The 12,332-nt window shown below is 34.5% G+C and carries 15 protein-coding genes; 7 read left to right on the forward strand and 8 right to left on the reverse strand.

The window, feature by feature from the left end; translation table 11 throughout:
• The first annotated feature begins 26 nt into the window (after positions 1-26).
• Positions 27-773: a twin-arginine translocase subunit TatC gene (gene tatC / locus FDO66_RS08410; RefSeq protein ID WP_141432197.1), complete on the forward strand. Its 747-nt coding sequence runs from the start codon at positions 27-29 to the stop codon at positions 771-773.
• 370 nt (positions 774-1,143) lie between these two features.
• On the opposite strand, the gene FDO66_RS08415 is transcribed toward tatC, so the two are convergent.
• The 3 genes from FDO66_RS08415 to FDO66_RS08425 all read right to left on the reverse strand — a co-directional run bounded on the left by FDO66_RS08415 (position 1,144) and on the right by FDO66_RS08425 (position 2,630).
• Positions 1,144-1,545, reverse strand: coding sequence for a type II toxin-antitoxin system death-on-curing family toxin (locus FDO66_RS08415; RefSeq protein WP_141432198.1), 402 nt, complete (start codon positions 1,543-1,545; stop codon positions 1,144-1,146).
• On the reverse strand, positions 1,542-1,793 hold the full coding sequence (locus FDO66_RS08420) for an AbrB/MazE/SpoVT family DNA-binding domain-containing protein (RefSeq protein WP_141432199.1): 252 nt from the start codon (positions 1,791-1,793) through the stop codon (positions 1,542-1,544). The genes FDO66_RS08415 and FDO66_RS08420 overlap by 4 nt, the downstream gene beginning before the upstream one ends.
• Before the next feature lie 111 nt (positions 1,794-1,904).
• Entirely contained in the window at positions 1,905-2,630 is a 726-nt protein-coding gene (locus FDO66_RS08425; RefSeq protein WP_258535661.1) for an endonuclease/exonuclease/phosphatase family protein, read from the reverse strand.
• 185 nt (positions 2,631-2,815) lie between these two features.
• On the opposite strand from FDO66_RS08425, the gene FDO66_RS08430 reads away from it, so the two are divergent.
• Positions 2,816-3,196 (forward strand): hypothetical protein, encoded by a 381-nt coding sequence (locus FDO66_RS08430; protein ID WP_181444494.1) that lies wholly within the window; start codon positions 2,816-2,818, stop codon positions 3,194-3,196.
• A 64-nt stretch (positions 3,197-3,260) separates the two neighbouring features.
• Complete coding sequence (locus FDO66_RS08435) at positions 3,261-3,803, forward strand: GNAT family N-acetyltransferase (protein ID WP_141432200.1); 543 nt, start codon at positions 3,261-3,263, stop codon at positions 3,801-3,803.
• 33 nt (positions 3,804-3,836) lie between these two features.
• Here FDO66_RS08435 and FDO66_RS08440 read toward each other — a convergent pair whose 3' ends face one another.
• Genes FDO66_RS08440 through FDO66_RS08455 form a run of 4 tightly spaced genes read right to left on the reverse strand, consistent with a single transcriptional unit; the run spans position 3,837 to position 7,300 of the window.
• Entirely contained in the window at positions 3,837-4,619 is a 783-nt protein-coding gene (locus FDO66_RS08440; protein WP_141432201.1) for an ABC transporter permease, read from the reverse strand.
• On the reverse strand, positions 4,619-5,383 hold the full coding sequence (locus FDO66_RS08445) for an ABC transporter permease (RefSeq protein ID WP_181444495.1): 765 nt from the start codon (positions 5,381-5,383) through the stop codon (positions 4,619-4,621). The genes FDO66_RS08440 and FDO66_RS08445 overlap by 1 nt, the downstream gene beginning before the upstream one ends.
• A 2-nt stretch (positions 5,384-5,385) precedes the next feature.
• Positions 5,386-6,333 carry an ABC transporter ATP-binding protein gene (locus tag FDO66_RS08450; protein WP_141432203.1) on the reverse strand — a complete coding sequence of 316 codons (948 nt, stop codon included), beginning with the start codon at positions 6,331-6,333 and terminating at the stop codon, positions 5,386-5,388.
• 43 nt (positions 6,334-6,376) lie between these two features.
• Positions 6,377-7,300, reverse strand: a complete 924-nt coding sequence (locus FDO66_RS08455; protein ID WP_181444496.1) for a DMT family transporter — start codon at positions 7,298-7,300, stop codon at positions 6,377-6,379.
• A gap of 115 nt (positions 7,301-7,415) precedes the next feature.
• On the opposite strand from FDO66_RS08455, the gene pdxR reads away from it, so the two are divergent.
• The 4 genes from pdxR to bacA all read left to right on the forward strand — a co-directional run bounded on the left by pdxR (position 7,416) and on the right by bacA (position 10,851).
• Positions 7,416-8,822 (forward strand): MocR-like pyridoxine biosynthesis transcription factor PdxR, encoded by a 1,407-nt coding sequence (pdxR, locus tag FDO66_RS08460; protein WP_141432205.1) that lies wholly within the window; start codon positions 7,416-7,418, stop codon positions 8,820-8,822.
• A gap of 51 nt (positions 8,823-8,873) precedes the next feature.
• Positions 8,874-9,326 carry a GNAT family N-acetyltransferase gene (locus FDO66_RS08465; protein ID WP_141432206.1) on the forward strand — a complete coding sequence of 151 codons (453 nt, stop codon included), beginning with the start codon at positions 8,874-8,876 and terminating at the stop codon, positions 9,324-9,326.
• A 273-nt stretch (positions 9,327-9,599) separates the two neighbouring features.
• Complete coding sequence (locus FDO66_RS08470; RefSeq protein WP_181444497.1) at positions 9,600-9,953, forward strand: avidin-fold protein; 354 nt, start codon at positions 9,600-9,602, stop codon at positions 9,951-9,953.
• 91 nt (positions 9,954-10,044) lie between these two features.
• Entirely contained in the window at positions 10,045-10,851 is an 807-nt protein-coding gene (bacA, locus tag FDO66_RS08475) for an undecaprenyl-diphosphate phosphatase (protein WP_141432207.1), read from the forward strand.
• 302 nt (positions 10,852-11,153) lie between these two features.
• Here the strand turns inward: bacA and FDO66_RS08480 are convergent, their stop codons facing one another.
• Positions 11,154-12,293, reverse strand: a complete 1,140-nt coding sequence (locus FDO66_RS08480; protein ID WP_141432272.1) for an MFS transporter — start codon at positions 12,291-12,293, stop codon at positions 11,154-11,156.
• Between the last annotated feature and the right edge of the window lie 39 nt (positions 12,294-12,332).

A 12,332-nucleotide genomic window follows, 5' to 3' on the forward strand; every position in this document is an offset into this window, starting at 1 on the left:
CTTGTTTTTAGGAAAGGAGGAGTTGTATGGCTAATAAAGAAATGCTTTTTGTGGAGCACCTTGAGGAACTGAGGAAACGAATCATCTATACGTTGATTGCTTTCATTATTTTTTTAGTTGTTTCCTTCATTTATGTAAAAGACATTTACGCATGGCTTATTCGTGATCTTGGCCATCAGTTAGCTGTATTAGGACCAAGTGAAATCCTCTGGGTATATTTTATGATTACCGGCGTAATCGCGCTTGCTCTTACCATTCCAGTTGCCGCCCATCAAACGTGGTTATTTGTAAAACCGGCACTTTCTGAAAAAGAACGAAAAACGACACTATCGTACATTCCGGGGCTGTTTATCCTTTTTGTTGCCGGTTTATCATTCGGTTATTTTGTTGTGTATCCAACCGTTCTAAGTTTTTTACTGTCTTTGTCTGAAGGTCAATTTGAAACGTTGTTTACATCTGAAAAATATTTTAAATTCATGATTAACTTGACACTGCCGTTTGGATTTTTATTCGAAATTCCGCTTGTTGTCATGTTTCTCACCTCTCTTGGTGTTATTAATCCGATGATTCTTTCAAAAGCACGAAAGATATCTTACTTTTTGCTTATCGTTGTATCCATTTTAATTACACCACCTGATTTCATATCAGACATATTAGTTACCGTGCCACTTTTAGTTTTATACGAATTTAGTGTGACATTGTCAAAAATCGTCTACCGAAAAAAACTCAAACGGCAATTGGATAACGTCATTGAAATGAGGAAACCGTCTTAAACAAAATTCTATTTTGTGGTGGTCTCTTATAAATAAACAATGAAAGAAAGTGAGGTTCAGAATATGTTGATGGTGTGTAGCAATCATGTGAAGGATGGTCTCAAGGATCTTGATGTTCCTCATGTAAAAAAAATCAAGCATTATAAATGTACCTGTTCATTTTGCAATCAAGAAGCTATAATAAAAATCTTTTATTCCATGCCTTTTTTTGAGGAGATAGATGTAAATTTATAAAAAAGTTTATCTGAAACCTACTATACCTTATATGAAATAGAATTCTATTCATCAATTAATATAAGATGATTGCTTAATCTAGAATCGCATCTTTAACAATACAGAAGAGCTATAAAACCATACTTTAAGTATGGTTTTATAGCTCTTCTGTATTTTCTTTAATAATTGCGACCATTTCTTCAAATGTGTATTTATGGTTCACTACATCGACTGTAAAGTCTTGTTCTTCCTCAATTCCCATTGACCATCTATAATGGTTTATTTTTAAAAACACAATGAGTGAAGCTAGGGCTGTTCGTTTGTTTGCATTGTGGAAAGCATGATTTTTAGCTATTGATTCAAACAGAGCAGCTGCTTTTTCATAAATAGAAGGATAAGCATCATTTCCAAATACTGATTGCATAGGTCGGTGAATTGCAGAATCAAGTAGGCTTGGATCTTTTACTCCTACTGGTTCTTGTGGTGAATATAGACGAATCTGCACTGTATTTATAGCAATCACTTGATTTTTGGTTAAATATATTATTTCGTCATTCATCTGTCTACTAGCCCTTTAAATGCTTTGTCATGCTCTTTTATTACTTCGTTTAGAATATCCATAAATCCAGCATCTACTCCATCTGGAAGCTGTAGCTGCTCTTTCTTTCGTAATATGATCTTTCCATCTTTTACTTCTACTTGTACATCATCTCCTTGGGATAATCCTACTTGCTTCAAAACCTCTGGAGGTAGTGTGATTCCAATACTGTTCCCTATCTTAGTAACTTTTCTTTCAAATTGTTCCAAAACTTTCACATCCTTGTTATGACTGTTATAACAATTATAACATTATTGAGTACTCTACTTCAATTTATAGAACTGAGGTGATATCTTATATCTTTAAATGAAAAAGCTTTTTTAGTAACGTAGTGTCGCTATTAATGGTAAATGATCAGAGGCTTTTGGCATTGTTGTTACAACTTCTGCTTCAATTACCTTTAGATTACGACTGACGAATATATAGTCTAATCTTGTTCTTGGATGAAGCGAAGGATAAGTGTAACCTGCATCTTTTCCTAAAATGTTCCAAACATCTTGAAACTCATGGGTTAATTTTCTCCATCCTTTTGATCCTGGTTTCATATTCCAATCTCCCATAATGATGATCGGATGAGAATCCTTTTGAGACTGACTTATAATAAAATCTGATTGTTTTTTATGAAGAAAGGGATTAAGACTTAGATGGGTGACATGTATCCGAAATAGCTGTTTGTTTATTTGAATGGTACCTTCGAGTAAAGACCTTCCTTCGAGTAGTCCAGATCTATTTTTAAAAACATGAATTTTCTTTTCTATAATTGGAAATCGCGACAATAGGGCATTTCCATATTGCCGCATTTCAGTTGAACGTTTCGATTTTATCGAGATAGATGGGCTGAAAACAAGATCCATTTTTAATTGATTGGCAATCCAGCTTGCTTGATCTTCATAAAGACTTCGCTTTGAAAAATGTTTATCAACCTCGTTAAGGCCAATAATATCAGCATCACTCTTATGAATAACTTCAGCAATTCTATATAAGTCAGCTTGTTTATCCATTCCCTTTCCATGATGAATGTTAAAAGTCATTACCTTAATTTCCAAAATGTCCTCTCCTCAAAGTTCATACTCAATAACAGTATGTACAATTTCGAATAAGAGTTACGTAAAAATTAATTGTTTGTCATAAATATCCATTTCTTTTTTAAACTAGGCATATGCCTAGTTCATAGGACATTCGTGGAACATAGTATATTACGAAATAATTAACGATAAGAAAGGGGAGAAAGATGAATTATTTATACTCTAATCATCTGTCTTATTATCAACCGCAATATTTCAGGCCGTTTCCAGAATATCCACAGTCTGAGATATGGGCAGCGCAACAAATCAAACAACCTTTATACCCTCAATTGAAACCACAAGTATTCAATAGCATTGCCCCTTTTGTCAAATACGGCTTAAAAGAGGCGAAAGCAACTTCTTTTGAGCATGCATTACAAGAGGTTGCAGCAATGACCTATTTACTAGGTAAGGGCATGGATGCACAAACTGCCTATTTAACGGTTGAATCATGGGAAAGAATGAAACGTTTTAAAAATTGCAAAACACCTCTCCGACATCAGTCAAATGAAGTCGAAAGAGGTGTTTTTGTTTTATTTTTCCAATAAATGAATGATATACTGAATAAAATTTGAAAAAAAGAAAACATTTATTTTAATAGGAGAAAATCACATGTTCCCAAGACTAGAAACAGAACGGCTGATATTAAGAGAAATAATAAAAGAGGATGCTGAAGGGGTTTTTGCCTGCTTTTCTAATGAGAAGGTAACAAGATATTATGGGCAAGAAACGTTAAAAACCATTGACCAAGCAAAACAATTTGTAGAGTTTTTCACAAAAAATTACAATGGAAAGAGAGGCATTCGGTGGGGAATTGAGCGAAAAGGAACTAAAGGAATAATTGGAACGGTAGGATTTAATGCTTGGCTGCCAAAACATAAGCGAGCAGAAATCGGTTATGAAATTCACCCAGACCATTGGAGAAAGGGGTACGCGCAAGAAGCTATTTCGAAAATTTTAAATTATGGTTTTGAAGAGCTTGGTTTAAATCGAATTGGTGCGGTTGTTTTTATAGAAAATAAAGCTTCTAATCAATTGCTAACGAAGATGGGGTTTCAAAAAGAAGGTGTATTAAAAGATTATATGTATCAAAATGGAATGCCACATGATACGAATGTTTATTCGATCATAAAAAAGAAAGCCGTTTCCCTATAAAGGAAACGGTAATCGATCCTCTTTATAGTGCTGTTAAACTTTAAAAAATGAAGCATATTTCCTTGCCAGTTTTTCCATTACATTGATAAGGATAGCGGCTATACATAAATAAAGAATGCCAATTAAAAATTCTTTTAGCAACAATGGATAAATTGAACTTGATTCCAGATGAAATATAGATCTTATGGCTTCTATGCTATGAGTTAAAGGCAAAAAGCTTACGAATTTTTGGATCCAAGCTGGAAAAAGTTGAACCGAAAAATTAACCCCGCAAAAGACCTGCAGCAGTGCCATCATTATATTTGAAAATAAATTTACATTTGAAAAAAGTAAGCTTGTGCATGCAATCATCATAGAAAAGCTGATCATTGAAAATAAGGTAACGATTAATAAAAGCAGAATAGAGAATGCTTGATCCACAGGAAAAGTAAGGTGAAAAAGCACCTGCCCAATCAAAAGACCATAAATAAATACAAACAATCCATCAACTAATGGAATAAAACCTTTTTGAAAAATGATTCTAAATGTTGATAATGGAGCGGCAATATTTAGCTCAAGTGTTCCAAATCTTCTTTCCATTTGAAGCAAATACATGAAATGGAACAACATTGTCCTTCCTGTGTAATACACAATATTGCCAAGTACAATATATTTTAAGTATTCTGTTCCAGCGATCGCACTTACTAAAGCCGCAAAGAAAAGATAGTGTATAAGGGGGTCTAATAATCGAAATAAAATGAATGAACGGATTGATTGAATAGGATAAATGGCTTTATAGGATAAAAAAGGCACCCCGAATTTGTTTAAAGCTTCCATTAGATTTCCCCCACTTGTCCATTTTCTCTAAGCACCTTTTCCATCTTTTTAACAATGAAGAAGGAAATAAGGAAATAAATAAAGCTGATCAAAAGTGAAATTTCGATTGAAGTAAAAACTGAAGGTGATAAAGCAATAGCATCATATAATACTTTTATTCCCCATGTCATTGGAATGGAATACGCAATATACTGAAGGATGGTTGGCATGCTTTCAACCGGCAAGTATACTCCGCAAATTAATAGAATCGGAAGAACAATTACATTTTGATAGTCGTAAACATTTTGAAACGCAGTAAAAACAATGGCTAAAATGGTACCGACTACACTTAGAGATATTAGTAAAACAATAACAGCTATGAAATACAATCCGTAATCATGTATCCCAATCGGAATATGAAAAATTAACCTCGCATATATAAAGTTAAGAATCATGGAGATAAGAGCAACAATAGAGTTGCTAATAGCCTTTGTTAATAATATTTGAAAAAGCGAGGTTGGTGATGCTAATAATAGCTTTAACGTATCCGACCATTTCTGAGAAATAAGAGCGGAACCAGAGGAGTAAAGCACGTAGCTCCACATACTAATCAAGGATGAAGCAACAACAAACCTTCCTGAATCCGTACTTCCTTTTATTTCTATTAAAAAATAGGTAATAGATAAAAACAAAAGTGGCTGAAAGAAAAGAAGGAATTGGTACATTCGATTATTTAAATTTGTAAAATACCTGATTTCTTTAATGACTAATGCAAAAAAGTGCAAAGTTATCCCACATCCTTCATATGGAATAGATATGCATCCTCTAGAGAAATCTCTTTTCTCTTTAATTTAAGAACTTCACCATAATGGTTTAAATACGAGGAAAGTTGATCCATGCTTATATTATTACTAATTTCAAATTTGATTACATAATAAGGAGAATTAATTTCTTCTACGTCCATATGCAGAAAATAGCGGTCTTGTTGAAGAGACGTGATGTCATAGATTTGGATCGTGGCTTCAAACAAATTCAAATGATTGCACGATTTTTTGATTTGCTCAGGCTTTCCGATTAACCGAATCTGCCCGTCTTTTATAAAGGCGATTCGATCACAAAGCTCGTCTGCTTCCTGCATATAATGGGTTGTTAAAAGTATGCTTATTCCTTTTTCGGCCAGCTCCTTCACGATTTTTCGCAATAGCTTTGCTCCAACTGGATCTAAGCCAATGGTTGGTTCATCTAAGAAAATAAGCTTTGGATCATTAATAAGGCTTCTTGCAATATGTAATCTTTGAATCATCCCTTTAGAAAACGTAAAAATCTGCTGGTCCATAGCTTCCTTTAAACCAACCAAGGAAAGGAGGCGAAGCAGTAATTCCTTTTGTTTTTTACGAGGGATTTTATATAGTGTGCAAAAATAATACATATATTCTTTTGCAGTCAGCTTCCCATAAACTCCTCTTTCTCCGCCATAGACAAAATTAATTTGATCTCTTATTTTTTGGCTTTCATTGACGACATCATGACCTAATATTTTTACCGTTCCCGACGTAGGGAGAAGCATCGTTGTTAAGATTTTGATCGTTGTCGTTTTACCTGCCCCATTCGGACCTAGTAAACCAAAAACCTCTCCTTCATATACATCAAAAGAAACTTGATTTAGTGCAGTTTTTGTCCCTTTTTTTAATTTATACGTCCTTGTTAATTCTTTTACTTCCATTATTTTATTCATCCCACCACACCATTCAGAAAATTTAGATAAAACAGATTATATATTAATTTCTTCTAATTGTAAATGATTGGTACTTTGATTTGGTGGGAGTGGAATCCTTCGAAATAATAAAGATTGCAAGCATGATCAATATTAAGCCAATGGTATGAGAGAGGAAGATCTCCTCTTTTAAAATAATAAATGAAAGTAGAATGGAGCTTAAAGGAAGTATGCTTGTCATCACTCCCGCTGAGCTGGCTGGAACCTTCTGTAATCCTTGATACATCAAAAGAAACGCTAGTACAGTAACAACGACTCCGAAGTATAAAATATTTAGCCAATCCAATATGTTCAGACTTGAAAAATGAAACTTTTTAGCTTCATAAATGGAGAACGGTAAAAATAATAGTAGTCCAAACAGGCTCATAGTCGTTGAAATGGTAAGAGGAGAAATCTTTTGAGATACAGATTTTCCTAATGTGATAAACAAGGCCTCTCCGATAACCGCTCCAAAAATGAAAAGGTTTCCCGTTAAGGAGTGTTCTGCGCTTGATTCGGCTCCCATAACATTGATGAATCCAACACCTAATATCGCAAAAAGAATTCCAAAGCCTTTTTTAACGGAAATTTTTTCTTTTAAAAATAAGAATGATATCATGCCTACAACGGCTGGGAGTGTACTAGTAATTACTCCAGCATCTATGGCTGAAGTCTTTCTAAGACCATAGAGCATAAAAATATTAAACAAAAACACACCGGTCAGTGCTTGGAGAAAAAGAGTCACCCATTCTTTCCCCTTGATTGCTGGCAATCTTTTATTTTGGCGCAGAAATAGTGGAATTAAAATAATAGAAGCAATTAAGAATCTTAATTCAGATGCTAAAAAAACAGGGAAGCTTGATGTAATCAGTTTTCCAATCACAACAGAACTGCCGACGATCGACATCGCCGCAGCAATTTTTAAATAAGCGAGTATGGTTTGATTCAAGAATTGTTCCTCCTTATAATTGGTAAACCAAACATAACATGGTAAATTGGTTTTAAGTAGATCCATTTCCAATCATCTGAAATGGTACCACTTTGAGCAAAAGGGGAATTTACATATGTACGGGATAACAATTGATCGATCTTTAGAGGTACCTTTAATTAAACAAGTTTATCAACAAATTAGGGAACAGATTCTACATGGGGTTTTACAAGCAGGAGAAAAGCTTCCATCCACTAGAGAATTATCCTCGGACTTATCAGTGTCTAGAAACGTGATCGTAGAAGTGTATGAGCAATTATTGGCGGAGGGATTTTTGGAAGCAAAAAAAGGTTCAGGTACATATGTTGCTGAAGGAACCTATCTTGAACAAAATATTAGCACTCTTTTTGACAACCGTTCTATTAGTGATGTCACTGAAAAAAACAAGAATTTGATTCATTTTCGTTCGGGAATTCCTGCATTGGAGCTATTTCCACGTAAAACATGGTCAAGACTATCTCAAGCTTTATGGAATGAAGTTTCCCCTTCTTTGCTAGGATACGATATTCCAGAAGGACGCCCAGAATTAAGAACGTCATTAGCTAGCTATCTGCGAAAAACAAGGGGAGTACATTGTCACCCTGAGCAGATTATTATAACCTCTGGTTCCGTTCAAGCCTTTACTATTATTTCACGGTTACTTTTATCACAGGGAGATAAAGTGATTATTGAAGACCCAATTACGAAGGATATTGGAGAAATTTTTAAAGAAACTGGTTCAAGTCTTTATCCAATACCAGTAGATAGAGATGGTATGAAAACATCGTTATTACCACTAAATATTAATCCCAAGTTCGTTTTTCTAACTCCTTCGCACCAATTTCCATTAGGTGGGTCTCTTCCTATCCAAAGAAGAATTCAACTGATCCATTTTGCAAGAAAAATGAATTGTTATCTAGTTGAGGATGATTATGACAGTGAGTTTCGCTATGAAGGACCTCCAATCAGCTCATTGCAAGGTTTAGATCCTGATCATGTTATCTATGTTGGATCTTTTAGTAAAATCTTGCTTCCATCGCTAAGATTAGGATATTTGGTTCTTCCTACTCAACTTGTTGAAAAAAGCAGGAGGATAAAATGGATCTCGGATTTACATAACCCGTCTTTTGAACAGCTTGTGCTTGCGCGGTTTATTGGAGAAGGTCATTTAGAGAGACACATTTTTAAGATGAAGAAAGTTTATAATAATCGAAGAGACTGCCTTATTCAGTGCTTAAAAAGAGCATTCCCAAATAAAATTACACTTTTTGGATATTCAACTGGTTTACATTTAGTGGTTGAGTTTAATGATGTTGAATTTTCAAAAGAAGTACTTGAGTTAATACAATTTTCTGGTGTAAAAGTTCATCCGGTTGAAAGTCATTCTATTCAAAAAGGAAACCATCTTAATCAAGTGATTATCGGATATGGGCATTTAACGGAAGAGGAAATTAGTGAAGGCGTTAATAGATTGAAAAAAGCTTTAGAAATTATTGGGAAATAATGTTATAGTAACAGAGAATTCCTGATCCCAAAAATAGAGAGGTTTTAAAGTATGAACTTAGATGTAACAATTAGACAAGCAACTATTCACGATTTAAATCGTCTTATTCCAATATTTGATTCTTTTCGAGAATATTTCAAGCAGCAAAGAAACCCCGATGCAGTTGAAAAGTTTTTGTTTGAAAGATTCGAGCATCAAGAGTCTATTATTTTCATAGCTGAGCAGCAAAACGAAATTATTGGCTATGCTCACCTTTATCCAACGTTTTCTTCTTTAACCCTTCAGCGTGTGTGGATTCTTAATGACTTTTTCATCATCGAAAAGTTCCGTCAAAATGGGATTGGAAAGCAGCTGCTTGCTGCAGTAAAAGAATTCGGAGCTTTAACGAAGGCAAAGGGAATTGAACTTTCAGTAGAACATTCAAACGAAGCGGCTTGGAAATTTTATGAGAATCAAGGGTTTCAGTTAGATAAAGAATTCCGATATTATTTTTATAAATTGTAATCTGAACCTATATAAAAACAGTATTGCACACTAAATTTGAATGTGACACCTTTCAAAAGTAGAAAATGAGTTTTCCAATATCATAGGCATGTGACAAAAATGTCATATACATATATTGTTTGTTCGGAAAATCGAGGGAAAGTAACATTAGAACCTTCTAAAATAAAACTATCAAAGTAATGATGTACTATTAAAGTTGTATCAGAAGCAAATAAAATAGGCATTAAAACCATATTAGATAAAAAACGACTTGATGAATAGGGGAATTTGAAATTGATTAATTATCATAACCGCAAATTTGTATCTGTAGAAAACACAAAGAATGGGGAGGTTTCCTCTAAAACTTATTTCCATTACAAGCAAGAAGATAAAATATTAACTGCTACTTATTCAGGTGGAGAAATTTTAAGTGGTACAATGATCGGAATTGTAAACGATGATGGCAGTCTTGAATTCCGCTATAATCACGTAAATATAGAGCATGAAATTAGAGGGGGTAAATGCAAATCTACACCTGAAATTTTACCGGATGGAAGAATCAGGTTATTCGAAAAATGGCAGTGGTTAGACCAAGAGCACAGTGAAGGTGAATCTATTGTGGAAGAGGTAGATTATCCAATAGAGTAATCTAATTTTCATTTTGGCTTTTTCCTTTTTTAATATTTAAATAAAATCATGCTGTTTATTAGTACAGTAATAAGTTTGATAGGAGAAATGCATGGATATTATAATTGGAATAATCATGGGTATTGTAGAAGGATTAACAGAATTTGCTCCAGTATCCTCAACTGGACATATGATTCTAGTAGGTCATTTATTAGGCTTTGAAGGAACAACGAGAGTAACTACGTTTGAAATTGTTGTTCAGTTAGGCTCTATTCTCGCAGTTGTTGTGGTTTTTTGGAAGCGTATTTTAAATATTCTTGGATTAAGTAAAAAGGAAACAGATGATCAAAATATAGGAAAGCTAAGTTATATTCACATCTTAATCGGCATTCTTCCATTCTTTCTTTTTGGTGCCGTTTTTTATGACTTTATTAAAACATTATTTACCCCGCAAACGGTTGTCATTTCACTTATTGCTGGCGGGATTTTGATGATGGCTGCTGAGTTTATCCGAAAACCTAGTCCTACTGCCAGTACATTGGATCAAGTTTCCTATAAACAAGCGCTTGGGATGGGATTGTTTCAATGCTTAGCACTTTTTCCAGGTTTCTCAAGAATGGGAGCAACCTTATCAGGTGGATTATTAATAGGCATGAATCACAAAACGGCTTCGGAATTTAGCTTCATTATGGCTGTTCCTATTATGGCAGCTGCTTCTGGCAAGGACTTATTAGAAAGCTGGAGCTATCTTAGTGTAAGTGATCTGCCATTGTTTATTTCTGGTTTTTTAACCGCCTTTATCGTTGCCTTGATCGCTATAAAGTTTTTCTTGGCATTAATAAATAAAATTAAATTAGTTCCTTTTGCTATATATCGATTTGTACTCGCTATACTTTTCTGGATATTTATTCTTAATTGAACGAAAAGCAGTGGCTTGGTACCGAATTTCAAGCGTCTAATACATAAATAGGCTAACAAGGAACATTTTGTGAAATTCTAGTTTAGCCTTTGAGATATAAAAAATGATAACCACCATTCTCATGTCATATTGACTGGCAAGATGAGAATGGTGTTTACTTTTAGAATGATTGCTGGATTAAGTTAAAGATTCTACATTCATTTGATTATTCTTTCATCTAAGTCCTTGTTTTTTTAGATTTAGCCCGACAATCACCTAAGCATATGTTTGTTATGAAAAATTGAAAAGAGACTTCTGTTACTTTAAACACGCCGAGGCTTAATAACAAATGAAATAATTAAACCAATACCTAAAAGAAGTGCCAGGATTTCAAATGTTAAAAGGTAGCTGCTGCTTTTTAAAAGGGTAATGGCAACAATCGGACCTAAAGTAGCGCCTATAAACAAAATAAATGTATATAGTGAAACACTAATACCTGCGGCTTTTCCCCCAATCTGTCCCACTAATGAAATAAGAGAAGGTACTGTAATCGATATACCACTAACGAAAACAATGCTCATGATGATTAGTATTGGAAGGCTTGAGCTAATACCAAGCAAAGAGAGACCAAGAACAGCGAGTATTAATCCTCCACGAAGGACATAATAAATCCCGAATTTGACAACCAGCTTTCCAACAAATGGAGACAATAACATACCGAAAATGCCGACCGAACGAATAGAGAGAATTTGTTGACTGCTCAATCCAAATTGATCTCCTAAAAAACTTCCTAATGCCGTATACATCCCAACGAAAACAAGCAACAGAGTGACTGTAATGAGGTAACAAAGGCTTAATGTTCTTTTCTCGATGATAGAACCTATTTGTTTAAATGAGCTAAGCAAATTCCCGCTTTTGTTTTGAATGTCTCCTTTTGGGATGAAAAAAGAAACAAGGACTGCCGTTACTAAATAAATGGCACCAATCCAATAAAAAACACTTTGCCAACTAAATAGCTGTGTAACCAAGCTGCTAAATACCTGGCCAACTATACCAGCCATTAAGAAACCCGAACTTATGAATCCAATGGCTGTCACTCTTTTGTTAACAGGAAACTTTTCGACAACGTAAGCTATAGCAGCAGGTGCAAAGGTTGCCGCAGCAATTCCTTGTATGCTTCGAAGAATAATTAATGCAGATAAGTTATCGAAGAATCCTAGAATAGGAGAAACAACTGTTAACATGATAAGTCCCAATAAGATAATTTGTTTACGGCCATAGCGATCAGACAAGGGTCCGTAAATCAAGGAACTGACGCCATAAAATAAGGAGAAAGCGCTGCTGGTCCATGCCGCTGTAGCAACTGAAACGTTAAATTCATTTGAAAAAATAGATATCAAGGGAATCGTTAGGTAAAGGCTTGAAACGACAACAAGGCCGCACCAAAACAAAATAGCTGTCATTAACGAGTAATTTTCTTCCCTTGCAGTATGCTCAATACT

Origin of the sequence: Bacillus sp. 03113, from assembly GCF_006546985.1 — a bacterium.
Classification (GTDB): domain Bacteria; phylum Bacillota; class Bacilli; order Bacillales; family Cytobacillaceae; genus VATK01.

Bases quoted from the DNA above. Each gene is read 5' to 3' on its own strand.
- FDO66_RS08440 (WP_141432201.1), bottom strand. From the start codon at position 4,619: ATGGAAGCTTTAAACAAATTCGGGGTGCCTTTTTTATCCTATAAAGCC.
- FDO66_RS08415 (WP_141432198.1), bottom strand. From the start codon at position 1,545: ATGAATGACGAAATAATATATTTAACCAAAAATCAAGTGATTGCTATA.
- FDO66_RS08465 (WP_141432206.1), top strand. From the start codon at position 8,874: ATGAACTTAGATGTAACAATTAGACAAGCAACTATTCACGATTTAAAT.
- bacA (WP_141432207.1), top strand. From the start codon at position 10,045: ATGGATATTATAATTGGAATAATCATGGGTATTGTAGAAGGATTAACA.
- pdxR (WP_141432205.1), top strand. From the start codon at position 7,416: ATGTACGGGATAACAATTGATCGATCTTTAGAGGTACCTTTAATTAAA.
- FDO66_RS08450 (WP_141432203.1), bottom strand. From the start codon at position 6,333: ATGAATAAAATAATGGAAGTAAAAGAATTAACAAGGACGTATAAATTA.
- FDO66_RS08430 (WP_181444494.1), top strand. From the start codon at position 2,816: ATGAATTATTTATACTCTAATCATCTGTCTTATTATCAACCGCAATAT.
- tatC (WP_141432197.1), top strand. From the start codon at position 27: ATGGCTAATAAAGAAATGCTTTTTGTGGAGCACCTTGAGGAACTGAGG.
- FDO66_RS08435 (WP_141432200.1), top strand. From the start codon at position 3,261: ATGTTCCCAAGACTAGAAACAGAACGGCTGATATTAAGAGAAATAATA.
- FDO66_RS08480 (WP_141432272.1), bottom strand. From the start codon at position 12,293: ATGACAGCTATTTTGTTTTGGTGCGGCCTTGTTGTCGTTTCAAGCCTT.